This is a genomic window from Caldanaerobacter subterraneus subsp. tengcongensis MB4, from assembly GCF_000007085.1.
Classification (GTDB): domain Bacteria; phylum Bacillota; class Thermoanaerobacteria; order Thermoanaerobacterales; family Thermoanaerobacteraceae; genus Thermoanaerobacter; species Thermoanaerobacter subterraneus.
Map to the genome: position 1 here is coordinate 1452636 of NC_003869.1, position 22656 is coordinate 1475291.

General features: G+C 38.6%; 25 protein-coding genes. 3 read left to right on the top strand and 22 right to left on the bottom strand.

The features are described 5' to 3' along the window. Positions 1-2: 2 nt before the first annotated feature. Positions 3-1208 carry a nucleotidyltransferase gene (locus TTE_RS07090; RefSeq protein ID WP_011025745.1) on the top strand — a complete coding sequence of 402 codons (1206 nt, stop codon included), beginning with the start codon at positions 3-5 and terminating at the stop codon, positions 1206-1208. Between the two features lie 47 nt (positions 1209-1255). Next, positions 1256-2416, top strand: a complete 1161-nt coding sequence (gene ylbJ / locus TTE_RS07095; protein ID WP_011025746.1) for a sporulation integral membrane protein YlbJ — start codon at positions 1256-1258, stop codon at positions 2414-2416. A gap of 1 nt (position 2417) precedes the next feature. On the opposite strand, the gene TTE_RS07100 is transcribed toward ylbJ, so the two are convergent. From TTE_RS07100 to TTE_RS07140, 9 genes are all read right to left on the bottom strand, one after another. Further along, entirely contained in the window at positions 2418-2882 is a 465-nt protein-coding gene (locus TTE_RS07100) for a hypothetical protein (RefSeq protein ID WP_011025747.1), read from the bottom strand. Positions 2883-2896: 14 nt separating this feature from the next. Beyond that, on the bottom strand, positions 2897-3379 hold the full coding sequence (coaD, locus tag TTE_RS07105; protein WP_011025748.1) for a pantetheine-phosphate adenylyltransferase: 483 nt from the start codon (positions 3377-3379) through the stop codon (positions 2897-2899). Next, positions 3376-3930 (bottom strand): 16S rRNA (guanine(966)-N(2))-methyltransferase RsmD, encoded by a 555-nt coding sequence (rsmD, locus tag TTE_RS07110; protein ID WP_041587323.1) that lies wholly within the window; start codon positions 3928-3930, stop codon positions 3376-3378. The genes coaD and rsmD overlap by 4 nt, the downstream gene beginning before the upstream one ends. 210 nt (positions 3931-4140) lie before the next feature. After that, entirely contained in the window at positions 4141-4368 is a 228-nt protein-coding gene (locus TTE_RS07115; protein ID WP_011025749.1) for an alpha/beta-type small acid-soluble spore protein, read from the bottom strand. Between the two features lie 136 nt (positions 4369-4504). Further along, entirely contained in the window at positions 4505-4732 is a 228-nt protein-coding gene (locus TTE_RS07120; protein WP_011025750.1) for an alpha/beta-type small acid-soluble spore protein, read from the bottom strand. 115 nt (positions 4733-4847) lie between these two features. Continuing rightward, positions 4848-5690 carry a DegV family protein gene (locus TTE_RS07125; RefSeq protein WP_011025751.1) on the bottom strand — a complete coding sequence of 281 codons (843 nt, stop codon included), beginning with the start codon at positions 5688-5690 and terminating at the stop codon, positions 4848-4850. Between the two features lie 20 nt (positions 5691-5710). After that, a complete protein-coding gene (gene recG / locus TTE_RS07130; RefSeq protein ID WP_011025752.1) occupies positions 5711-7759 on the bottom strand; it encodes an ATP-dependent DNA helicase RecG in 2049 nt (682 codons plus the stop codon). Positions 7760-7772: 13 nt separating this feature from the next. Continuing rightward, on the bottom strand, positions 7773-9317 hold the full coding sequence (locus TTE_RS07135) for a DAK2 domain-containing protein (RefSeq protein ID WP_050724092.1): 1545 nt from the start codon (positions 9315-9317) through the stop codon (positions 7773-7775). A gap of 46 nt (positions 9318-9363) precedes the next feature. After that, a complete protein-coding gene (locus tag TTE_RS07140) occupies positions 9364-9714 on the bottom strand; it encodes an Asp23/Gls24 family envelope stress response protein (protein ID WP_011025754.1) in 351 nt (116 codons plus the stop codon). Between the two features lie 151 nt (positions 9715-9865). Here TTE_RS07140 and rpmB point away from each other — a divergent pair, with 151 nt between their 5' ends. Continuing rightward, complete coding sequence (gene rpmB, locus TTE_RS07145) at positions 9866-10054, top strand: 50S ribosomal protein L28 (protein ID WP_011025755.1); 189 nt, start codon at positions 9866-9868, stop codon at positions 10052-10054. A 34-nt stretch (positions 10055-10088) separates the two neighbouring features. Here rpmB and TTE_RS07150 read toward each other — a convergent pair whose 3' ends face one another. From TTE_RS07150 to priA, 13 genes are read right to left on the bottom strand one after another with little or no spacing between them, the layout of a single operon-like run. Further along, positions 10089-10271, bottom strand: a complete 183-nt coding sequence (locus TTE_RS07150; protein ID WP_011025756.1) for a hypothetical protein — start codon at positions 10269-10271, stop codon at positions 10089-10091. A 60-nt stretch (positions 10272-10331) separates the two neighbouring features. Continuing rightward, a complete protein-coding gene (locus TTE_RS07155; protein ID WP_011025757.1) occupies positions 10332-10967 on the bottom strand; it encodes a thiamine diphosphokinase in 636 nt (211 codons plus the stop codon). Next, the gene (rpe, locus tag TTE_RS07160; protein WP_011025758.1) at positions 10964-11614 is read right to left on the bottom strand and encodes a ribulose-phosphate 3-epimerase; all 651 of its coding nucleotides are present in this window, start codon (positions 11612-11614) and stop codon (positions 10964-10966) included. Before rpe ends, TTE_RS07155 begins: the two co-directional genes overlap by 4 nt. After that, positions 11611-12498: a ribosome small subunit-dependent GTPase A gene (rsgA, locus tag TTE_RS07165; RefSeq protein ID WP_011025759.1), complete on the bottom strand. Its 888-nt coding sequence runs from the start codon at positions 12496-12498 to the stop codon at positions 11611-11613. The genes rpe and rsgA overlap by 4 nt, the downstream gene beginning before the upstream one ends. Further along, positions 12499-14376, bottom strand: a complete 1878-nt coding sequence (pknB, locus tag TTE_RS07170; RefSeq protein ID WP_009611132.1) for a Stk1 family PASTA domain-containing Ser/Thr kinase — start codon at positions 14374-14376, stop codon at positions 12499-12501. Continuing rightward, entirely contained in the window at positions 14373-15116 is a 744-nt protein-coding gene (locus tag TTE_RS07175) for a Stp1/IreP family PP2C-type Ser/Thr phosphatase (RefSeq protein WP_011025760.1), read from the bottom strand. The genes pknB and TTE_RS07175 overlap by 4 nt, the downstream gene beginning before the upstream one ends. A 6-nt stretch (positions 15117-15122) precedes the next feature. Continuing rightward, positions 15123-16151 (bottom strand): 23S rRNA (adenine(2503)-C(2))-methyltransferase RlmN, encoded by a 1029-nt coding sequence (gene rlmN, locus TTE_RS07180; protein ID WP_011025761.1) that lies wholly within the window; start codon positions 16149-16151, stop codon positions 15123-15125. Between the two features lie 17 nt (positions 16152-16168). Beyond that, the gene (gene rsmB / locus TTE_RS07185; protein WP_009611137.1) at positions 16169-17500 is read right to left on the bottom strand and encodes a 16S rRNA (cytosine(967)-C(5))-methyltransferase RsmB; all 1332 of its coding nucleotides are present in this window, start codon (positions 17498-17500) and stop codon (positions 16169-16171) included. Positions 17501-17518: 18 nt separating this feature from the next. After that, a complete protein-coding gene (locus TTE_RS07190; RefSeq protein ID WP_009611136.1) occupies positions 17519-18202 on the bottom strand; it encodes a zinc metallopeptidase in 684 nt (227 codons plus the stop codon). 4 nt (positions 18203-18206) lie between these two features. Continuing rightward, a complete protein-coding gene (locus tag TTE_RS07195; RefSeq protein ID WP_009611134.1) occupies positions 18207-18959 on the bottom strand; it encodes a DUF116 domain-containing protein in 753 nt (250 codons plus the stop codon). A gap of 18 nt (positions 18960-18977) precedes the next feature. Next, the gene (gene fmt / locus TTE_RS07200; RefSeq protein ID WP_011025763.1) at positions 18978-19907 is read right to left on the bottom strand and encodes a methionyl-tRNA formyltransferase; all 930 of its coding nucleotides are present in this window, start codon (positions 19905-19907) and stop codon (positions 18978-18980) included. Positions 19908-19911: 4 nt separating this feature from the next. Continuing rightward, on the bottom strand, positions 19912-20391 hold the full coding sequence (gene def, locus TTE_RS07205) for a peptide deformylase (protein ID WP_011025764.1): 480 nt from the start codon (positions 20389-20391) through the stop codon (positions 19912-19914). A gap of 24 nt (positions 20392-20415) precedes the next feature. Beyond that, positions 20416-22614 (bottom strand): primosomal protein N', encoded by a 2199-nt coding sequence (gene priA / locus TTE_RS07210; protein ID WP_011025765.1) that lies wholly within the window; start codon positions 22612-22614, stop codon positions 20416-20418. Positions 22615-22656: the final 42 nt, after the last annotated feature.

The window sequence follows — 22656 nt, forward strand, 5'->3', positions numbered from 1 at the left end:
GTATGGAAGCGTTAGGAATTATTGTCGAATACAATCCCTTGCACAATGGCCATCTTTACCATCTTGAAGAATCGATAAAGCTCACAAAATGTCAATACGTGGTAGCGGTGATGAGTGGGAATTTTGTGCAAAGAGGTGAACCTGCAATCGTAGACAAGTGGAAGAGGGCAGAAATGGCCTTAAAAGCAGGGGTAGACCTAGTAATTGAGCTCCCTGTTGTGTACGCAACTTCCACTGCAGAAAATTTTGCCTACGGCGCGGTCAAGCTTTTAGACTCTTTGAAGGTAATAGACTGCATAGCTTTTGGAAGCGAAGAAGGAGATTTAGAAAAACTTTCTAAAATTGCAGACATACTTCTAGAAGAACCGCCAGATTACAAAAGGGCTTTAAAAGAAAACCTAGGAAAGGGATTAACTTTTGCTAAAGCGAGAGAATTAGCATTGGTAAAAGTCACGGGAGATGAAAGCATCTCAAAAACTCTTCAAACTTCTAACAACATATTGGGGATAGAATATTTAAAGGCCTTGAAAAAAATAAAAAGCTCCATCGTCCCTTTTACCATAAAAAGGAGGGGAGCTCTGTACACTTCCTTGAAATTAGAGGGAGAATTTGCCAGTGCTACTTCTATAAGAAAGGCCATAGAGGAGAAGGGAATAAAAGCAGTTAAAAATTATGTGCCAGATTTCACTCTAAAAATACTGGAAAGAGCCTTTAAAGAAGGTCAGGGTCCTGTATACTTACAGGATTTCTCTCCTATCATCCTCTACCTCTTGCGAAGCGGTCATCCTTTAGAAAATATTTTTGATGTAGCAGAGGGGATAGATAACAAAATTTACAAAGCAGCTAGTATGACAAATAATATAAAAGACCTGATAAAACTTACAAAATCAAAGAGATATACAGAAAGCCGAATAAGGCACATACTCTTACACCTTCTCCTCAAGATAGATAAAAAACTCTTTAAGGAATTTGACGGGCCAAATTACATAAGAGTGCTGGGCTTTAGCGAAAAAGGCAAAACAATTTTAAAAGAGATAAAGAAGAAAACAGAACTTCCAATCATCACAAAGGTTGCCCAGTATAAAAGCAAAATTGAAGATAGCAGGATGTTTGAAAGGGACTTATTTGCGACGGATGTATACACCCTCGCCTACAAAAATTTCGCTATTTCAAAGCTAGATTTTTTCCATCCCATCATAAAACTCTAACCCCACCATATAATATTAATGACAAAACCTTGAGGTGGGGATAAAATTTGAAAAAGGCACTTTACAACATCTTGATTTCCCTTATCATATTGATGGTTATCTCTCTCGTAATTTTCCCTAAAGAGGCGTTAGAGGCTGCCAAAGGTGGCATAAACCTTTGGCTTTTCACTATAGCCCCTTCTCTTTTTCCTTTTTTTATAGGTTCTGAGCTTTTGCTTCAATTAGGAGTAGTGCACTTTTTAGGGAATCTGCTGGAGCCCTTCATGAGGCCTTTGTTCAACGTGCCTGGAAGCGGTTCTTTCGCAATGGCAATAGGATACACTTCTGGATACCCAGTAGGAGCACAAATCATAACCAGGCTGTGGGAAGAGAAACTTTGCACAACAGAGGAAGCAGAGAGGTTGATGGCCTTTTGCAATAATTCAGGGCCCCTTTTTATGTTAGGAGCAGTAGCCATAGGAATGATGAACAGCCCAAAAGCAGGATATATCATAATGGCCTCTAATTACTTGGCTGCTATCACCACAGGACTTTTATTTAGATTTTACAAAAAAAGCACTAGAAAGGTGACATATTCGAAAAAGACCGGTTTTTATTCAATTGTAGTGCAAAATAAAAAAAACTTCAGTATACTGCTCTCGGAGGCAGTTACAAAATCTGTAAACACTATTCTTCTAATTGGCGGATATGTAGTATTTTTCTCTGTAGTGATAGAATTTCTAAAACTTTACAATATATTAAGCCTTTTTTCATCCATCTTTAAGCCCTTTTTTTCCCTTTTAGGAATTGAGGAAATTGTCATACCCTCTTTTTTAAGCGGCATATTAGAAATAACAGTTGGCTCAAGTATGATAAGCCAACTGCCAATTCCTATCTCTCAGAAAGTAGTTCTCATAAGCAGCATAATCGCTTGGGGAGGAATATCTATACACGGCCAAGTACTAGGGGTAATCTCAAAAACAAAAATAGGCTATTTCCCCTATTTTATAGCAAAATCCATTCAATTTTTTCTTGCAGGGGCTTACTCATATCTTATGACAATTCTAACGCCTCTTGAAGAACAAGCTTTAACTTTACCAGCCTTTAATATGTATTCTTCCAAAAATCCTCTCAACCTACTTCAACTTTCAAGCTTTTTATTTATAGCTACTTTGCTGTTTTTAATATTTTTGAGCTTAACACTGGCCTTTTGCTCAAAAAAGCGCTAGATTATTTAGTACCCTTAAGCTCTTCTCTGTTTTTTCTTATTGTGTCCAGGATTTCTGCTACTTGGTTTTCAAGCTTGGCAAGAAGTTCATCCGCGTATTCCCTGCTTCCCAGCCTTATTTCTTTGGCATTTGCCTGAGCAGCAGAAATTATCTCTGAAGCCCTCTTCTCTGCCTTTTTCACTATTTCACTTTCACTCACCATCTCTTTTATCTTCTGCTCTGCCTCTTTCAATATCATCTCTGCCTCTTGCTGGGCTTCAAGCAAAATTCTCTGTCTTTCCTGTTTTATCCACTCGGCTCTTTTGAACTCATCGGGCAGCTTTATTCTTATCTGCCTTATTAATTCCAGGACCTCTTCCTTATTTATCAAAACCTTGTTAGAAAGCGGTATTGAAGAACTGTTCTCTATGATATCCTCCAGTTCTTCTAAAAGGCTCAGCACTTCCAGTCCTTCAAAATTTGACAAAAATAAAACCCCCTTTAACTTTTCTTAAACTTTTCCATGAGCCTTTCTGCCACAATATCAGGTACAAACTCGGAAAGGCATCCGCCAAATTGAGCAATTTCCTTGACAAGGCTAGAACTTAGATACCCGTATTTTGGACTGGTCATTAAGAAGATTGTCTCAACTGACGGATTTAGCTTTTTATTTACAAGAGCCATTTGAAACTCGTATTCAAAATCAGAAACCATTCTGAGCCCCTTTATTATTGCACTGGCATTAACTTTTTTAGCGTATTCTACCAGCAATCCGTCAAAATAATCTACTTCAACATTGGGAATATCCTTGGTCACTTCTTTCAGAAGCTCTATTCTTTCTTGAATAGAAAATAAAGGTCTTTTAGCAGGATTTAATAAAACAGCTACAATCAGCTTGTCAAAAAGATTTGCACCTCTTTTTATTATGTCAATATGCCCATAAGTTACCGGATCAAAACTTCCTGGATAAATCGCTACTCTCATACTACCTCCTCATAAAACATCAGTATTGTCTCTCCGTATTTATTTTCTCTTACTTTTTTAAGCTTTCCATATCTTTCTTTTAACTCATCTCTTTTATGAACTTCTGCTATCACTATTCCGCCCTCTTTCAAAACCTCTAAAGAGCCTATCCTTCGCAGAGCTTTCTCTGCAAGATTTTGATAGTAAGGAGGGTCCAAGAATATTATATCAAATTTTACACTTTTTTTGTGGAATATTTCTAAAGCTGTAAAAGCATCTTTGTGGAATATCTTGCAAAAAGGCTGTAGCTCAAGCCCTTCCACGTTTTCTCTTATACACTTCACGCTATTTGTGCTCTTATCCACAAAGTAGCAAAACTCTGCTCCCCTGCTCAAAGCTTCAATTCCTACATTTCCCGTGCCAGCAAAAAGGTCTAAAAAAACACTTCCCTCAATCCTATTCATAAGTATGTTAAAAAGAGCTTCTTTGACTCTGTCTGAGGTAGGCCGCACTTCCTCCCCTTCCAAAGATTTTATTTTTCTCCCTTTTAAAGTACCTCCTATAACCCTCAAGCTCTTTTCCCTCACTTTCCCCTATTATTTTAACATATTTTTTTAAAATCTTACAAAAAAACATGTATAAAACTTTTTTGAGTTGGCAAATAATATTAACGGGAATAGAAATTTCCCCAATTCTTCCTTCAATTTCTCCTCTCCCAGTCCAGGCAGGCGAACTCCTGCCTGGATTAAAAATTTAAAAAGGGAAGCCTTTTTAGGCCTCCCTTATTTCCAAGTCCCTTTGCTAGCCATCTGGCTTTCTGCCATCTGTATCATTTTTCTCACCATGTGCCCACCAACTGCTCCACAATCTCTTGATGTGAGGTACCCCCAGTATCCATCAGCTGGAGGAGTAATTCCTAACTCATTAGCTATTTCATATTTCCACTGATTCATAACCTGCCTTGCTTCCTTTACCACAAGGGGGTTTTTGTTTTCTGAGCCTACTGCCACTTTTCTCACCTCCTGCAATCTGTTTCATTATTAATTTAACCACCCTCTTTCGGTAATATACCTGTAAACTATTGCTATATATAACAGAGTGAAATAAAAGAGGGATATCTCGGAAGATATCCCTCTTTTATTTAATCTATTTCCAGGTACCTTTGCTGGCCAACTGGCTTTCTGCCATCTGTATCATCTTTCTCACCATATGGCCACCTACAGCACCGCAGTCTCTTGATGTTAAATTTCCCCAATAACCGTCAGCGGGAGGATTAATTCCTAATTCTCTTGCAACTTCATACTTCCACTGATTCATTATCTGCTTTGCTTCTTTAACCACAAGAGGATTTCTGTTTTCTGAACCTACTGCCATTTCAATCACCTCCATCTATGTTTGTATTATTAATTTAACCGAAATAACGCAATCTAAACTATAAATTTGTTTTCAAAAATGTATAAAAGTGATTGAAATGGCAAATAATAAAAATTTATTTTTCTTCAAAAAACACTCCCGCCGCATCAGGTCCGGCATGGGTGCCTATTCCACATCCTGCCTGAGACCTTATAAACCTAGTAATTTCCAATTCACTTCGTAAAGCTGCCTCTATTTCATTTAAAAATTCTTCTTTGTCAGTATGAATTAACCCTACTTCCCTCTCAGCAAAATCTATACCTGTGTTTTTCATATAATCAATTATCCAGCGAATAGCCTTTTTCTGCCCCCTTACCTTGTCTATCACTTTTAACTCTCCGTCCTCATTGGTCAAAATGGGCTTTACGTTTAAAATCCCTCCTATGATTGACTGGGTTCTTGAAAGCCTTCCGCCTCTATATAAATAGTCTAAAGAATCAAAAACCATTATACCTCTTATTCTAGGAATTGTCTCATATACTGTAGATACGATTTCTTCCTTAGAAGCTCCTTCCACAGCCATTCTAGCCGCTTTTAAAACGAGCATTCCATTTCCAAGAGTAAAGTGCCTTGAGTCTATCACTTCAATCCTATTTTTGTCCACCATATCCCTTGCTATGACAGCAGATTGATATGTACCGCTGAATTTGGAAGTGAGAATAATTGCAATCACATAGTCAAAGCTCTTTAATAAATCTTCAAAAACCTCCATAAATTCCACTGGCGAAGCCTGTGTAGTAGTAGGCATTTTGCCTTCTCTTAAGAGCTTATAAAATTCCTCCTTTTTTATGTCCACTCCATCTTTGTAGCTTTTTCCATCGATGTTTATTGTAAGAGGAACCACGAAGATCCCGTAAGTTTTTATTAAATCTTCAGGTATATCGGATAAGCTGTCAGTGACAATTGCTATCTTTTCCATACCACTATTCTCCTTTTCTGTTAATTTAATATTATATCCTTTACTTTGTCATAAAATTCTGATATGAGAACTTGCCTCAATTTAGGATGCCTTTCAAGTTTAGGGTCTTCTTCAAGAAGGCTTTCCACATCCTTTTGTACCCTTTTTAGTATATCGATATCCTCAAAAAGGTTAGCGATTTTAAACTCAGGAAGGCCGTGTTGCTTTTCGCCTAAAAATTCACCTGGCCCCCTTATCTCCAGGTCCCTTTCTGCGATTTTAAATCCATCAGAAGTCCTAGCTAAGACCTCCAGCCTTTTTTTCGCAGTTTCAGAGGGAGAATAGTTTATCAAAATGCAATAGGACTGAAATTCAGACCTCCCAACCCTTCCTCTCAACTGATGAAGCTGAGCAAGTCCAAATCTCTCTGCATTTTCCACAATCATCACCGTAGCATTAGGCACATTCACCCCTACTTCTATGACTGTCGTTGAAACAAGTATGTCAATCTCTCCTCTGACAAATGCCTCCATAATCCTCTCTTTGTCGCTGTCCGACATTTTTCCGTGTAAAAGTCCAACTCTTGCTTCTTTAAAAGCGTCTTTGTAAATTTCTCTATATACTATTTCGGCAGAAGCCGCTTTTATTTTATCCGATTCTTCAATCAAAGGGCATACAACGTAAACTTGTCTCCCTTTTTTTACTTCTTTAATCGCAAATTCATAGGCCTTCTTTCTCATGGACGAAGGTATTACGTAAGTTTTTACTCTTTTTCTGCCAGGTGGCAACTGGTCAATTATTGATATATCTAAATCTCCGTATAAGATTAAAGCTAAAGTTCGTGGAATAGGAGTAGCCGTCATAACTAAAACGTCTGGATTTTCTCCCTTTTGAGCCAAAAGCGCCCTCTGCCTCACTCCAAATCGGTGCTGTTCATCTGTTATGCAAAGGCCTAAATTTTTAAAAGAAACGTCTTCTTCTATGAGGGCATGAGTACCTACTACTACATCGTACTCTCCCTTTTCAATCTTCTCCAGCACCTCTTTCCTCCCAGAAGGAGAAAGACTGCCTGACAAAAGGCCTATGCGGATATCTGTTCCTTTAAAAATTTCTTCGAGAGTCTTGTAATGCTGCTTTGCTAGTATTTCTGTTGGAGCCATCATGGCTACCTGATACCCGTTTTTTGCTGCAATGTACATGGCAAAAGCAGCCACTATTGTCTTACCTGACCCCACATCTCCCTGTATAAGTCTATTCATCACTTTGTCAGAGGCCATGTCCAGTATTATCTCTTTCAAAACCTTCATTTGAGCAGAAGTAAGCTTAAACGGGAGGTTTGAAACAAAAGGCTTTATGTCTACCTTTCTAAACCTTATCCCTCTCTTTTCTTTAACTGACTTTTTCACCAAAAATAGTGCCAACTGCAATAAGAACAATTCCTGATACTTCAACCTGTATTTTGCCCTTGCAAGCTTTTCCTCATCCTTCGGAAAGTGAATGTTCAATAAAGCCTCTTTCAAATTCATGAGCCCTTTTTCACGTAAAAACTCTTCCTCAAAAAATTCTTCTACCTCATCAAGGTATTCGCTTAATGCGTTAAATATAACTTTTCTCAAAATGTTCTGTGTAAGACCCTCAGTTAACCCGTAGACAGGCACAATTCTCCCAGTATTTAAATTCAAATCCTCTTCTGACTTTTCTAATACAGGGTTTTCCACTACAAGCTGGCCGTATTTAAACTGCAATTTTCCGCTTATGATATACTCTTCCCCGATTTTGAAGTTATTTTTCATATAGGGCTGATTGTACCACACAAGCTCTACAGCCCCTGTTCCATCTTTTACGGGAATTTTTGTAATGACAACGCGGGAAGTTTTTACTTCTCTTGCACTTCCCGCAATATAGGCCTTAAAAGTCTGCTTTTCCCCCACTATCAAATCTTCAATTTTCACTATCTCACTTCTGTCTTCATAGTCCCTAGGAAAGTAAAATATTAAGTCCTTTACCATATCTATGCCCAGTTTCTTAAAAAGTTTTGCCCTTTTAGGTCCCACACCTTTGACGTACTGTATATCTAAATCCAAGGACATGCCTTTTCACCTTTTATTCAATCGATATGACATAGTAATAAAGAGGCTGACCCCCGTAATGGATTTCTACTTCTACATCTTTAGAAATCAAATTTCTAAGGCCTTCAGCTCTTTCTCTCGTAACATCTTTTCCGTAGTATATAGTAATAAGTGAGGTATCGGGGCTTATAGCTTTGGCGATTAACTTTTCTGCCACCTCATTGTAGTCCTTTCCCACTAATTCAAGTTTTTCATCTATAAAACCTAAAACATCTCCTTCTTTGATATCAAAACCGTTGACTTTAGACTCCCTGACAGCAAAGGTCACTTCAATGGTTTTTACATTTTTTAGAACTTCTTCAATTATTCTTACATTTTCATCGAACTCTTTTTCTAAATCCAAAGCTAAAATTGCAGTTACCGCCTCGTTAAAGTTACGGGTGGAAATTACTTTTACTTTTTTATCAGTGAGTTTTTTCGCTTGCTCACATGCCATTACTATGTTTTTATTATTTGGAAATACAAAAATGTATTCTGCATTAATTTTTTCTATTCCCTGCAAAATTTCATTGGTGCTGGGATTCATCGTTTGCCCGCCATCTACTATGACATCACAGCCTAAATTCTCAAAAATCTCTTTTACCCCTTCTCCCGTTGCTACCACAAGAATTCCATATTTTTTCTTTGGCTTTTTATTTTCTCCTATTATAGTCTCATGCTGAAGCTTCATATTGTCAATCTTAACCTTTATGAGCTCTCCTATTTTTACTCCTTCTTCCAGCACCAACCCCGGATTGTTTGTGTGAACATGTACCTTCAAGAGGTCGTCTTCTGCAACCACCACTAGGCTGTCACCAAAATTCTTAAAGCGCTCTTTAAAAAGTGCTTCTGAGTATTTCTTATTCGTCTTTACCAGTATCTCCGTGCAGTAGAGGTACTTTAGCTCTTCTTTGTGTAGCTGTAACTCCTTTTTCTCTTCTAAGTCTTCCACGATTTCTATCTTATTCCCACCAAGCCCCTGGAGCATTCCACGAAGCACATACACAAAACCCATTCCACCTGAATCCACAACGCCAGCTTCTTTTAAAATGGGAAGCAGATTAGGAGTATTTTCTAAAGATTGTTCCGCCTTGCCAATCAACCTCTCAAGAAAATCTTCAAATTCCTGAACTTCGCGGCATATCCTCAGAGCTTCTTCCGCTGTTTCTCTTGACACAGTGAGAATAGTTCCTTCAACCGGCCTCATAACTGCTTTGTAAGCAGCTTCTACACCGGCTTTTAATCCCAATGCAAAATCACAGGTAGATATTTTCTTCAAGTTCTTAAGATGCTTTGCAAACCCTTTAAAAATCTGCGACAGAATTACTCCCGAGTTTCCCTTTGCTCCCATCAAAGTGCCTTTGGAAGTAGCTTCTAGTACCTCTTTTACAGTATCCTGTACTTTTTCCAGCTCTTTTGCTGCATAAAGAAGCGTGTATGCCATGTTTGTGCCAGTATCCCCGTCAGGCACAGGGAACACGTTTAATTTATCCACTTCACCTCTGTTGTTATAAAGGTAATTGGCACTCGCTACTATCATATCTTTTAACGTCTTTCCATCTATATATTTCAACGTACCTTCCTCCTTAATTGTCAACCTTGATTCCCTGAACGTTTATCGTAACATTTGACACTTTCAATCCTGTAAATTTTTCAACAGCGTATTTCACTCTCTCAATTGCATTCAAAGAAACAGTCCTTATATTCACTCCGTAAAGTACCACTATATAAACCTCCAAGATAAGCCCCTCTTCTGAAGAAGAAACCTTGACGCCTTTGCCAGAGTTCTCTGTTTTGAATATTTCCACGAGCCCGTTTGCTCCTTTTCTCCCCAATCCCACTATGCCATAGCATTCCGACACAGCCCTGCTGGTTACTGCAGCAATGGCGTCATTTGAAATAGTGATGCTGCCATAATTGTTTTTTATTTGAACCATTCTCTATCCCTCCGATTCTTAATTTATATTTTACCTGAAACTCACTCTGTCATCAACCAAATTATCAAAGAAGGTATTTACATTTGAGCAAGATGATGATAAAATGGTATTGTTGCGAAAAAATACGCATCTTAAAAGGAGGTAGTCGACAATGCCCAAATGCGATATCTGCGGCAAAGGCTCTATAAGGGGATTTCAATACAGTCACTCCAACAGAAGGACTATAAGAAGGTGGAAGCCCAACATAAGAAAAGTAAGAGCTATTGTGGATGGCACCCATGTGACATTAAATGTTTGCGCAAAATGCCTGAAGGCAGGAAAAGTTCAAAGGGCTTTATAAAGAAAGACGTGCATTTTTGCACGCTTTTATTTTTTTACTTAAAATATATGTTCACATAGTAACCTGCTATTACAAGAAAAATCCCCAATAAAACCATCCACAGCCACGGAGGAATGTACATGACAAAAATAAAAATTCCAAGCCCCATCAAAAGATATCCTAACAAATAATTTGTCTGTCGGTTTAACTTTTTCAATTTTTGAAAGAGTTTTCCCATAAAAACGCCCCTTCCTTTTCGAAGTTAATACATACTATTCACAGGAAGGGGATAAAGACACTAATCTTTAGGCTTTATGACCAGCAAAAACCCTTCTTCTATTTTTATGCTGGCTTTTTCCTCCGTAAAAACATTGCTTATGCCGTAAGGGTTTTCCATGCTCATGCTCTGCCCGGAAAGAGGATAAAAAAGCCCTTTTGTGTATATTCCTTTCACTTCTCCCGAGTAAGGAAGCAAAGACAGCAATTCCCCTTTTTTCCCTTCAATCTCTATGTAATCATCTATTAAGTGTATTTCATTTTTTTCATTTATAATTCTGCTCTTTACCCCTCTTTTTAAAGAATAGAGGAGAAGAGAAAGATTAGCATAGGAGTGGTCAAATCTGTCGCCAATAACTCCTATAAAAGTTATGTCTTTGGCTCCTAACTCTATAGCTTTTTTCAAGGCAAGCTGTGTATCTGTCTCATCCTTCATTGTAGGAAACTTCTCTACTTTAACTCCTTCCTTTTGATAAAATTCAAGGACTTCTCTGTCTACAGAATCAAAATCCCCGATTATAAGAAAAGGCCTTATCTTCATCTTATAAGCGTGATTAGCTCCTCCGTCAGCGCATATGACCATATCTACTTCTTCTACAATGTTTTTGTAAAATCCATAATCTTTTATTTCTCCATTAGAAATGATCAGCACTTTCATGTTCCTACAGCCTCTCTGAACTCTTTTATAGTAGAAGAAGGGTCTGGTGACTCAAAAATGGCGGACCCTGCAACAATTATATCTGCGCCTGCTTCCACGACTTGTTTTATGTTTTTTATATTTATCCCTCCGTCAACCTCAATTTCAAAACTTAAATTCATTTCTTTTCTCATCTCGTCCAACTCTTTAATCTTTTTAAGCATTGAATCTATAAACTTTTGACCCCCAAATCCAGGGTTTACAGTCATCACAAGCACCAGGTCCACGTATTCAAGAATGTACTTCAAAGTCTCAAGAGGTGTGGCAGGATTTAGTGCAACACCTGCTTTTACTTCATGGCCTTTTATCCTCTGTATTGTCCTGTGCAAATGCACACAAGCCTCTTGATGGACCGTGATTATGTCTGCTCCGGCCTTTACAAAATCCTCTATGTACAAGTCTGGATTTTCAATCATCAGATGCACATCAAAGGGCAAAGAGGTGTACTGCCTCAGCGCTTTTACTACCACAGAGCCAATAGTTATATTTGGCACAAAATGTCCGTCCATCACATCTATGTGCAAAAGGTCAGCATCTTCTTCTATTTCCTTTACATCCTGTAAAAGGTTTGCAAAATCGGCTGAAAGTATAGAAGGTGCGATCTTCAATTTTTATACCTCCTCTTCTCCTTCTCTTTTACCTCCCTTAAAAGAGTCAAATAACTTATATACCTTTGCCTGTCTATAATGCCCTCATCCACTGCTTCAGTAACTGCACAATCAGGTTCATTCACATGGAGACAGGAATTAAACCTGCAATTTTCTTGAAATTCTATAAATTCTCTAAAATAATTCCTCAACTCTTCTTTGGGAATGTCAATTTCCAAAGCCGTAAAACCAGGAGTATCTAAAACATATCCTCCAAAATCAAGGGGTAAAAATTCTACACTTCTTGTGGTGTGCCTTCCTCTCCCGAGCTTTTCACTCAATTCCCCGGTTTTCAACCTTATGTTGGACTGTATGAGATTTATGAGAGAAGACTTACCTACCCCGGAAGGACCAGCAAAAAAAGAAATTTTATCTTTTAAATAGCTCTTCAATTCTTCCATGCCTTCTCCAGTTACTGCAGAAGTACCGACAGCTTTATAGCCTATTTTTCTGTAAACATTGATCAAATTTTCTACTTCCTCTCTTTTTTCCATATCTACTTTGTTTATGCAGACCACAGGCTCTATCTTGTTAATTTCAGCAACCACAATCATCTTGTCCAAAAGAACTCTGTTTATCTCTGGCTTAGATATGGCAAAGACTATTATGGCCTGGTCTACATTGGCAACAGGCGGCCTTACCAGTTGATTTTTCCTGGGTAAAATTTCCAGTATATAGCCTTCCTTCTCATTCACCAGCTGGACCTCTGCAATATCTCCTACTAATGGAATTATATTGTCTTTTCTAAATTTTCCACGAGCACGGCATTCTATAATGCCGCGCTCGGTAGCAACATAATAAAATCCAGCAATCCCTCTTACAATCCTTCCCTGTATCCTCTCCAATTAAAATCTCGCCTCCACTCTGCTGTATACTTGTCCATCAATATCCACTTCAATGACAGCTTTCCCTTTATGAGCCGTAACAGGCACAGTCAAAGGGCTATCGCTAGAAGTGTGCTCGCCGGAATAGACCAAGTTCTTTTGCCCATCTTGTATTACATAAACTTCCACTTTCATGGGGCCATCTTTATTCGGCAAATTAATAATAACATTTTTCGTCTGCTGTTGTAAAGAATTCTGGGGCAATTTGCTGACAATCAAATCTATCGGGCTTCCTTTTTGCACTTCAGTATCAGGCGGCACACTCTGTTCCAGCACAGTATTTTCTGGCACATTGTCAGCCTCTTTGTAAATCACTTTTCCCAATGTAAGACCTGCACTCTCAAGAGAAGCCTTTGCCTCATCGAGGTTCATATTTACGACATTTGGCACTATTGAAGGTTTAGGCCCTTTGCTTACATATACGTCAATTGTAGTCCCGTACTCTACTTGAACTCCGTATCGAGGATTTTGGTCAAAAACATAGCCCTTTTGATACTGCTCATTGTAGTTTTCAATTATGTTAACTTTAAGTCCGGCATTTTCCAGAACATTTTTGGCCTCAAGGTAGTCCCGCCCTATTACATTGGGAACTATGACCATTTGCCTGCCTTTGCTTATCACAACATAAACTGTAGTACCCGGTTTTACCAAAGCCCCTTGAGGCGGGTCTTGTTCCAGTATAGTGTTTTCTGGTTTGTCACTGTACCTCTCTTCGCTTATTTCCATTTTTAAATTATGTTCGGACAAAACTTTACTTGCCTGGCTCAGTGAAAGCCCTACAACATTTGGAACTACCACATCATTGACTTTAAAGAAGTTGTTGAGGACGTACACCGTCCCGTAAGAAAGAGAAGCTAACAATAGCAAAACAAGCAAAACAATTCCAACTTTCTTCCTTATCTCTTTTCTCTTTTTCTCCCTTTCTCTTTTTAAAGCAGCCCTCTTTAACTCCTCCGCCTCTCTCGAAGGCATCACTTTCGTCTTTTCAAAATCTTTTTCTTCAAATTTGAGGTCTTTAGGATTTTTCAGAAAAGTATCTAAATCCTTCAAAAACTCAGATGCCGTCTGATATCTCAAGTTAGGGTCTTTTTGCGTAGCTTTTAACACTATCTTATCGAGTTCTTCCGGAACCTTTTCATTTAAGCGTGAAGGCGGAAGTATATCCTCCTGTATGTGCTTTAAAGCAACAGAAATAGGGCTATCTCCTTCAAAAGGAACTTTCCCTGTTAGCATCTCAAAGAGCACAATCCCTAAAGAATATATGTCGGTCCTCTCATCTACTATGCTACCTTTTGCCTGTTCAGGAGAAAAATAGTAAGCAGTTCCAATGACATCTCCAGTATAAGTTATGGTAGCCCCATTAGCTGCCCTGGCTATTCCAAAATCTGTAACTTTAACCACGTCCTCATCTGTAACTAAGATGTTTTGTGGCTTTATATCTCTGTGGATTATCTTGTTCTTGTGAGCATGATCTAAGGCTCTGCAAACTTGGCTCGCTATTTCAACAGCCCTTTTTACTTCCAAAGGCCCCCCATTTTCTCTGATGAGCTCTTTCAAAGTGCGACCTTTCACATATTCCATAACTATATAATATATATCCCCTTCCTGCCCTACATCGTATATGCCCACAATATTCGGGTGGGAAAGACTGGCTGCCGCCTGGGACTCTCTTTTAAATTTTTTCACGAAATTTTCATCTGCTGCAAACTCTGGCCTTAAAATTTTTATAGCGACAATCCTATTAAGGAGGTGACATTTAGCTTTATATACTTTTGCCATTCCTCCTTCTCCTATTTTCTCGAGTATCTCGTATCTATTTCCCAGCATTCGCCCTATCATAATGTCACCTCCTTAACAGCGACTATAGTTATGTTGTCATACCCCCCATTTTCTTTTGCCATATTTACAAGGTTCTCACAAGCTCTGTTTATATCGTGGTTTTTGCTAAACTCTTTTAATATTTCTTCATCCGCTACTAAGTTAGTAAGTCCATCTGTGCACAAACACAGTATGTCCTGTGGCAGCACATCCCCGTAGAAAGTGTCTACTTCCACATCTTCGTCTACACCTAAGGCCCTTGTGATAATGTTTCTCTGTGGATGAATCCTCGCCTCTTCGTGAGTAATTTTACCCATCTTTACCAGTTCTTCTACAAAAGAATGGTCCTCAGTAATTTGCACGATTTTGCTGTCTCTTATGAGATAAGCCCGGCTGTCTCCAATGTGGCCTATAAAGAAGTGATTTTTCTCAAAAAATAGGAGTGTAAGCGTTGTTCCCATGCCTACCAGGTCACATTCAGCACAGGCGTGTTGATACACGACTTTATTAGCAAATTTTACTGAACTTTCTATAAATTCCCTTATAGTGCTGACTTCTTTATTTTTTAACTTGGGATAATTGTCTTTAAAATATGCTACAACTGATTCGACAGCTAATTTGCTGGCAATTTCTCCCCCGTTATGTCCTCCCATTCCATCTGCCACTATAAACAGAGGAAAGTTTTCGTCAAAAGAAGCGTAATAGTAATCTTCATTTTTCTCCCTAAAATTGCCTATATCAGTAAGGGCAGCTACAATCATAAAACTTTACCCCTCTTTCAAATACTTTCTTCTCAACTGCCCGCAAGCAGCCTCAATATCGCTTCCCAGCTCTCTTCTCACAGTACAGGTTATGCCGGCGTTTTCAATAATTTTCTTAAACATCATCACTTTTTCATTGTTGGATTTTCTAAAACCTATCTCCTTAACGTAATTTATTGGTATTAAGTTTACATGACAGAGCATACCTTTTAAGAGGTCCACCAGCTGATAAGCGTGTTCCTTTTTGTCATTTACCCCGTCAATTAAAGCATATTCAAAAGTAATTCTTCTGTTAGTCTTTTCTATATAATATCTGCAGGCTTTCATTAGCTCTTCTAAGGGATATGCTCTGTTTATTGGCATAAGCTCATTCCTCAACTCGTTGTTGGGAGCATGTAGTGATATAGAGAGATTCACTTGAAGCTCTTCATCAGCAAATTGATAAATTTTGGGGACAATTCCTACTGTGGAAATAGTGATATGCCTTTTCCCAATTTTTAATCCATAAGGATTGTTCACTATTTTTATGAACTTCATAACCTCGTCGTAATTGTCAAAAGGCTCTCCACTCCCCATAAGGACTATATTAGAGATTTTGCCATAGTCGCTATCTATTGCCATTACCTGATCTACCATTTCTGAAGCTTTAAGGTCTCTGACTTTTCCTCCTATTGCAGAGGCACAAAACTTGCACTTCATATTACAGCCAACCTGTGTGGATACACAAGCTGTATTTCCAAACTTATATTTTATGGCAACTCCTTCTATTATGTTTTTATCTTCAAGCAAAAATAAGTATTTTACTGTATCGTCTATTTGCGAGACTCTTCTTTCTATTATCTTTAACTCTGAAATATAGGCAATTTCTTTAAGTTTTGCCCTCAAATTCTTGGAAATGTCTGTCATCAAATCAAAATCTGTGACCCTTTTGTCGTAAATCCACTTGTAAAGTTGTTTTGCCCTAAATTTGCTCTCACCTAAGTTGACAAAAAACTCTTCCATCTCCTCCAAAGTCATATCCTTCAGGTTGTACAACTTCTATTACCTCCAGTTTAATATATTCTTTTTAATTTAGCTATGAAAAACCCATCAATCTTGTGTTCTAAGGGAGTCGTCTGTATATATCCTAAATCAGAAGTCTTTACTTTAAGGTTTAAAGGGAGGTCTTCTGAAATATCCGCAGGCTCGAAATTCTTATGCTCCTTTAAAAATCTCTCTATGACTTCCTGATTCTCTTCTCTGCCAATAGTGCAGGTGCTATAGACTAAAACTCCACCTTTTTTTACATAGAGAGAGCTTGACTTTAAAATCCTGTACTGCCTCTCAATGAGACCTCTCAACTCTTCTTTATCATAACTTTTTAGCTTTATGTCAGGTTTTTTTCTTATTATCCCTATACCTGTACAGGGAACATCTGCCAAAACCCTGTCAGCCTTTTCTAGATAGCTTTCATTTACAAAGGTCGCGTCAAACACTTCTGTCTTAACATTTGTAACCCCTAGTCTTCTGCAGTTTTCTTCTATAAGCTTCAACCTGTGGGGATGTAAATCAAAAGCAACAACCTCTCCAGTATTTTCCATAATCTGGCTTATATGAGTTGTCTTTCCTCCCGGAGCAGCGCACACATCAAGTATCCTTTCCCCTTTTTGAGGTGATAAAATCCTTGAAACCAGCATTGAAGCCTCATCCTGAGGGTGTATCAATCCATCTTTATAAATGGGATGGCTTTCAGGGTTTTTCAAATCGATGTACAGAGCCTCCTCAAGATAATAACCTTTTTTATAAGAGATGTCCTCTCTTTTAAGTTTTTCTTGAAGTTCCTCTGCAGAAATTTTTAAAGTATTAACTCTATAAGAAATTTCCGGCTTTTCATTGAGGCTCGCAAGCAATTTTTCTGCTTTATCAGCGTCAAAATTCTTCAAAAATCGTTCAATTATCCAGTCAGGATAAGAGTAAGTAACCTTTAAATAATATGGAAAATTTTGTTTATCAGGGAACTTAACCTTTTCCTTCTCCCTGAGGTAGCTTCTCAAGACTGCATTTAAAAAGCTGGCCCCCTTCTTGCTAAGGAATTTCTTTGCTATCTCTACTGTCTCATTTATGGCCGCATAATCCGGTACTTTGTCCATGTATAAAAGCTGGTATAAGCCCATCTCCAAAAGCAAAAGGGCTTTTGTGTCAGCAGATTTCTTTATAAAAAAAGAAAGTATAAAATCCAGGGTGTACTTTCTCTCAATAACCCCGTAAACCAGTTCTTTGACAAAAGCAGCATCAACCTCTTTTACCTCATCATTCCTTAAATGTTTGGCAAAAGAGATGTTTATATAAGCTTTTTTCACTACTACGTCGTAGAGTATTCTGTAAGCCAATTCCCTAGCATTCATTTAACCCTCTTATCTCCTTTACTCTCTGCTATCCCTTATGATGAAAAGCCTCAAAAGCTGCATTATAGAAACTAGCGCGGCAGCCACATAAGTTAAAGCCGCAGCCTGTAATACCTTCTTCGCCGGCTCTAAATCTTCTCTCGTGAAAAGCCCGTTTGCTTGCAGTAATGCTATTGCCCTTCTGCTGGCATCTATCTCAACAGGTAAAGTTATAACTTGAAAAAGGACAGCTGCGCTAAAAAGTATTATCCCTAAGTTTATAAAGTGAATCCCAGCAGACCCCATGAAAAGGCCCAAGATCACCATTGGCCACGCCAAATTTGCTCCTAAATTAGCTACTGGCACGAGGCTATTTCTCAGTAAAAGCGGTATATAGCCTTTAGCGTGTTGCACTGCGTGACCTGCCTCATGAGCAGCTACGCCTATTGCAGCTATGGAGTCATTTCCATACACTGCATCTGAGAGTCTCAACACTTTCACCCTTGGATCATAGTGGTCCGTTAAGTTCCCTGGAATCCTTTCAATCCTTACATCATAAAGTCCCATACTGTCAAGTATTCTCCTTGCCACCTGTTCAGCAGTATACCCGTACATGTTTCTCACATGAGAATACCTGCCAAAAGTAGTCTGAACTTGTGCTTGAGCGTACATGGCAAAAAGCAGAGCAGGTATTAGGAGAATTATAGTGCTATCCCAGAACATAATATCAACCCCCATTCAACAATTTTTTGACCATATTCTCAACCTCAGAAACATCTACTCTTGTGTTAAAACAGGGACCGTTCGGTCTATCATTTATTATACCATAGACAGGGATGTGTTTTACATCCTGCATCCCGCTTGTAAGGTCCCTTTCACAGGCAATAGCTATTATCACTTTGGGCCTTAAATCCTTCACTATCTTTCTCGCCAAAGTCCCGCCTGTAGCCACAGCCACATTAATCCCGTATTTTTCTTTCAAATTTACCAGGTCATTTATCTGACATTTTCCGCACTTCCTGCAGTTATCTATATCGTACGTGACTTTGAATTTACAGCCGCTGTACTGTATGCAGTGAGGAGCTAATATGAGAATATCTTTTGGCTCGTATCTTTTTAAATCCTTATTGAAGAAGAAGTCCTTTATAGCTATGTAGGACTGCTCTATTTTTTCTTCCTTAATTCTCAACACTCTTGAGGCAAACAGTACGATCGGATAAAAAAGGTCCACAAAGCTCGATATAAAAGAAATTGCCGATTTACTACTTCTACGGCTTAATATTACATAGAAGGACACGGCTAGTGCTATTCCTACCAAAACTGTAACAGTGAGAAGAAAAAAGGCTGTGGCAATCATAAAATATCTGTAAAACTCTGTTTTTCCGCTGTTTAAAGAGTAAACAAAAGCTATTAGCAACACCGCGAAAAAAACAAAGCTAAAGCTTAAAATCCCCAGAAAAACCCTCTTCTTCCCCTTCAAGAAAAATTCTCCTCTTTTTTATTTTAAAATTGTCCCTTCTGGTATATTGTGACCTATTAAATACTCTCTAATACCCATTTTTCTCGAACCTTCTTGCTGGATTTCCAAGATTCTAAGAGCATTTTCCCCGCACTTTACAATAAGCTCATCTTTTGACTTCAACACACTTCCCGGAGGCTCATTCCCAAAATGTTCTACTACTTCTGCCTTCCAGATTTTTAGCATCTTGCCATCGTAAAAAGTATAGCAGCCAGGCCAAGGTTTTAACCCTCTTATCAAATTCCGAATCCTACAAGCAGGGCTCTTCCAGTCAATGTGTCCCATCTCTTTAGTTATAATCGGAGCGTAAGTTGCCTCTTCGTCCTTTTGCTTTTCAGGAATCAACTTCCCTTCTTTTAGCTTCTTTAGGGTCTCACTCAAAACTTCTGCCCCCAAATTGGCCAGCTTGTCGTGTAAAGTTTGTGCATCATCATCCTCTTCAATGGCAATAGACCTTTTTAAAAGCATGTCTCCGGTGTCCAATCCTTTGTCCATCAGCATAGTGGTAATTCCTGTTTCTTTTTCTCCGTTTATTATCGCCCAGTTTATAGGAGCAGCTCCTCTGTACTTGGGCAAAAGCGATGCATGGACGTTTATACATCCGTATTCAGGAAGTGTCAAAATCTCCTCAGGCAAAATTTTTCCATAAGCCGCTACTACAATAACCTCTGGATTTAATTCCTTTAATTCCTGCAAAAACTCGGGATTATTTTTTACGCTTTCAGGTTGGAGCACTTTCACTCCTTTTTGAAGTGCTAATTCCTTTACAGGAGAAAAACTCACTTTCATGCCTCTTCCTCTTTGTTTGTCCGGCTGAGTCACCACAGCCAGAACATCATAACCTTCTTCAAAAAGCCTTTTTAAAGAGGGGACGGCAAATTCTGGCGTCCCCATGAACACAATCCTCAATACCTCATACCTCCTTGACCCCTTCTAACTCTTCTTTGTCTAGGAATCTTATCACTTTGTCAACAAATAGCACGCCTTCTAGGTGGTCTATTTCGTGGCATAAAGCCCTTGCCAGAAGGTCTTCTCCTACTATCTCTTTTACATTTCCTTCTCTATCTAAATACCTTACTTTAACCTTTTGAGGCCTTTTTACCTCCCCAAATACTCCGGGAATGCTAAGACATCCTTCAGGGCCGATCTGCTCTCCCTCTTCGTACACAATTTCAGGATTTATAAGCTCCAAAAGCCCTTCTCCCACATCTATCACGACTAGTCTTCTCAAAATCCCCACCTGGTTGGCTGCCAAGCCCACCCCATCGTTTAAATACATGGTCTCAGCCATATCTTCTAAAATAGTAATGATGTGAGAATTTATTTCAGTAACGGGTTTAGCTTTTTTCCTGAGCACGGGGTCCCCAATTTTTCTAATATACCTTATTGCCAAAACAAATACCTCCTTAAATTTAAATTACATTATATTAAGTGGGTCAATGTCTACAGCAACCCTTATGTCTTTTGGATATTTCATATTCTGGACATACTCTGCAATTTCTTCTAGCACCTCTCTCTCCTCACTTTTAACAATCACCTGCCACCTGTATCGGTTGTTAATCTTGCTTATAGGAGCAGGGGCAGGCCCTAGTATTTTATTATAACTCTTAACTTGCAGTTTGTTAATAACTTTCTGACATGCTAAATATGTGTTTGCAGAGGCATTTTTCACTTTTTCTTCGTCTTCCCCTGATACTACAATATTCATAAGGTGTGCAAAAGGAGGGTACTTAAAAATTTCTCTATATTTTATCTCTTCCCTGAAAAATTTTACATAGTCCTGTTCTTTTGCCGTGAGGATGCTGTAATGATTATCCTCATATGTCTGTATCACCACTCTTCCGGGCTTTTCTCCCCTTCCTGCTCTTCCTGCCACCTGCGTTAGCAGTTGAAAAGTCCTCTCACTAGACCTAAAATCTGGCAAGTTCAATGTTATATCAGCGAGTATCACTCCTACTAAAGTCACATTAGGTATGTCAAATCCTTTTGATATCATCTGTGTCCCTATCAAAATATCTGCTTTCCCATTTTTAAACTCGTAAAATATCTTCTCATGGGACCCCTTTCTCCTGGTAGTATCTACATCCATCCTTAAAACTCTAGCTTCTGGAAAGAATTTCTTTATATCCATCTCTACCCTTTCCGTGCCGATACCCATATACCGTATCCTTTTGCTACCGCACTTAGGACATGTCTCCCTCATAGGCTCCTCATAGCCGCAGTAATGACACACCAGTTTCTTATCCTCAAAGTGATATGTCAAAGATATGTCGCAGTTAGGGCATTTTGGAACGTAACCGCAGTCTCTGCAAGCCACAAAAGAGGAATACCCTCTTCTGTTTAAAAACAAAATTGTCTGCTCACCTTTTTTCAAATTTTCTTTGATATAGGAAAACAACTTTCTGCTAAAGATAGAATTGTTGCCTTTTGCTAACTCATCGCTCATATTGACAACTTCTATCTCAGGCATAGAGGCTTTTATTCTTCTGGTAAGCTTCAAAAGCTTGTAATCGCCCTTTATGGCTTTGTAATAGGTTTCCAAAGAAGGAGTAGCGCTTGCCATGACCAATACAGCTTTTTCTATTTCACATCTCTTTTCTGCTACTTCTTTTGCGTTGTACCGGGGCCTTGTATCTGACTGCTTGTAAGTAGCTTCATGTTCCTCATCAATAATTATAAGTCCAAGGTTGTCAAAAGGCGCAAAAACTGCACTCCTTACCCCTACTACTACGTCCACTTCTTTATTTTTTACTTTTCGCCATTCATCAAACCTTTCTCCCGGAGAAAGCCCGCTGTGAATCACAGCAACTCTATTGCCAAAGCGGCTTACAAACCTCTCAATTGTCTGAGGCGTTAAAGCTATTTCTGGCACAAGGACTATTGCGCTCTTTCCTATCTTCACAGTTTCTTCTATGAGCTTTAAGTAAACCTCTGTCTTTCCACTGCCAGTAACTCCAAAAAGCAAGTATGCATCAGGCTGTCCTGAGAAAATAGATTTTTTTACCTCCTCAACTGCTCTTTTCTGTTCTTCTGTCAAAATTGGAGGAAAGGTCTTTTCTACATCTCTCACCTGAAATCTCGATATTTCCTCTTCATAAACCTCTATATAACCCTTTTTCTCAAGAGCCCTTATAGTACCATAATCCGTATTTAATATCTTTACAAGTTCGGAAAGCTTTATAGGACTTCTCTTTTTAAGATACCGCAAGACTTCATACTGCCTTGGAGCCTTTTTAAAATCCTCCTCAAAAACATCTTCTATCTTCAATCTGACCAGCTTTACCTTTTTTTCTCCTCTGTCTATTCCTGCCGGCATTATCGTCTGAAAAACTTCAGAAAAATAGCATTTATAATAATCTCTCATCCATTTTGCCAACTTTATCATTTTCTCGTTAAAAATAGGATATTTATCTAAAATTTTGTACACGCTCTTTATCTTTTCTAGCGAATAAGAAGGCTTATCCGTAAGGCTTACCACATAGCCCTCAACAAGCCTATTTTTGAAAGGCACTAAAACCCTCATACCTACTTCAAGGTCCATTCCTTCTGGCACTTTGTAAGTATAAAGCCTGTCAGTATTCGAAGCTTTTATTTCCACTATGACTTCGGCGAACATGGCAACCTCCGCCCGATAAAATTTTAGATAAATAAAAAAAGC

What these genes read in the sequence shown, in the direction of transcription:
- priA (WP_011025765.1), bottom strand. Translation starts at nt 22,614, where the DNA reads ATGTTCGCCGAAGTCATAGTGGAAATAAAAGCTTCGAATACTGACAGG.
- TTE_RS07175 (WP_011025760.1), bottom strand. Translation starts at nt 15,116, where the DNA reads ATGATTGTAGCTGCCCTTACTGATATAGGCAATTTTAGGGAGAAAAAT.
- TTE_RS07190 (WP_009611136.1), bottom strand. Translation starts at nt 18,202, where the DNA reads ATGTTCTGGGATAGCACTATAATTCTCCTAATACCTGCTCTGCTTTTT.
- TTE_RS07090 (WP_011025745.1), top strand. Translation starts at nt 3, where the DNA reads ATGGAAGCGTTAGGAATTATTGTCGAATACAATCCCTTGCACAATGGC.
- TTE_RS07155 (WP_011025757.1), bottom strand. Translation starts at nt 10,967, where the DNA reads ATGAAAGTGCTGATCATTTCTAATGGAGAAATAAAAGATTATGGATTT.
- recG (WP_011025752.1), bottom strand. Translation starts at nt 7,759, where the DNA reads ATGTCCTTGGATTTAGATATACAGTACGTCAAAGGTGTGGGACCTAAA.
- rsmB (WP_009611137.1), bottom strand. Translation starts at nt 17,500, where the DNA reads ATGAATGCTAGGGAATTGGCTTACAGAATACTCTACGACGTAGTAGTG.
- pknB (WP_009611132.1), bottom strand. Translation starts at nt 14,376, where the DNA reads ATGATAGGGCGAATGCTGGGAAATAGATACGAGATACTCGAGAAAATA.
- TTE_RS07135 (WP_050724092.1), bottom strand. Translation starts at nt 9,317, where the DNA reads ATGATAGTAGCGAGTGCCAATTACCTTTATAACAACAGAGGTGAAGTG.
- TTE_RS07125 (WP_011025751.1), bottom strand. Translation starts at nt 5,690, where the DNA reads ATGGAAAAGATAGCAATTGTCACTGACAGCTTATCCGATATACCTGAA.
- TTE_RS07140 (WP_011025754.1), bottom strand. Translation starts at nt 9,714, where the DNA reads ATGGTTCAAATAAAAAACAATTATGGCAGCATCACTATTTCAAATGAC.
- rpmB (WP_011025755.1), top strand. Translation starts at nt 9,866, where the DNA reads ATGCCCAAATGCGATATCTGCGGCAAAGGCTCTATAAGGGGATTTCAA.
- coaD (WP_011025748.1), bottom strand. Translation starts at nt 3,379, where the DNA reads ATGAGAGTAGCGATTTATCCAGGAAGTTTTGATCCGGTAACTTATGGG.
- TTE_RS07120 (WP_011025750.1), bottom strand. Translation starts at nt 4,732, where the DNA reads ATGGCAGTAGGTTCAGAAAACAGAAATCCTCTTGTGGTTAAAGAAGCA.
- TTE_RS07150 (WP_011025756.1), bottom strand. Translation starts at nt 10,271, where the DNA reads ATGGGAAAACTCTTTCAAAAATTGAAAAAGTTAAACCGACAGACAAAT.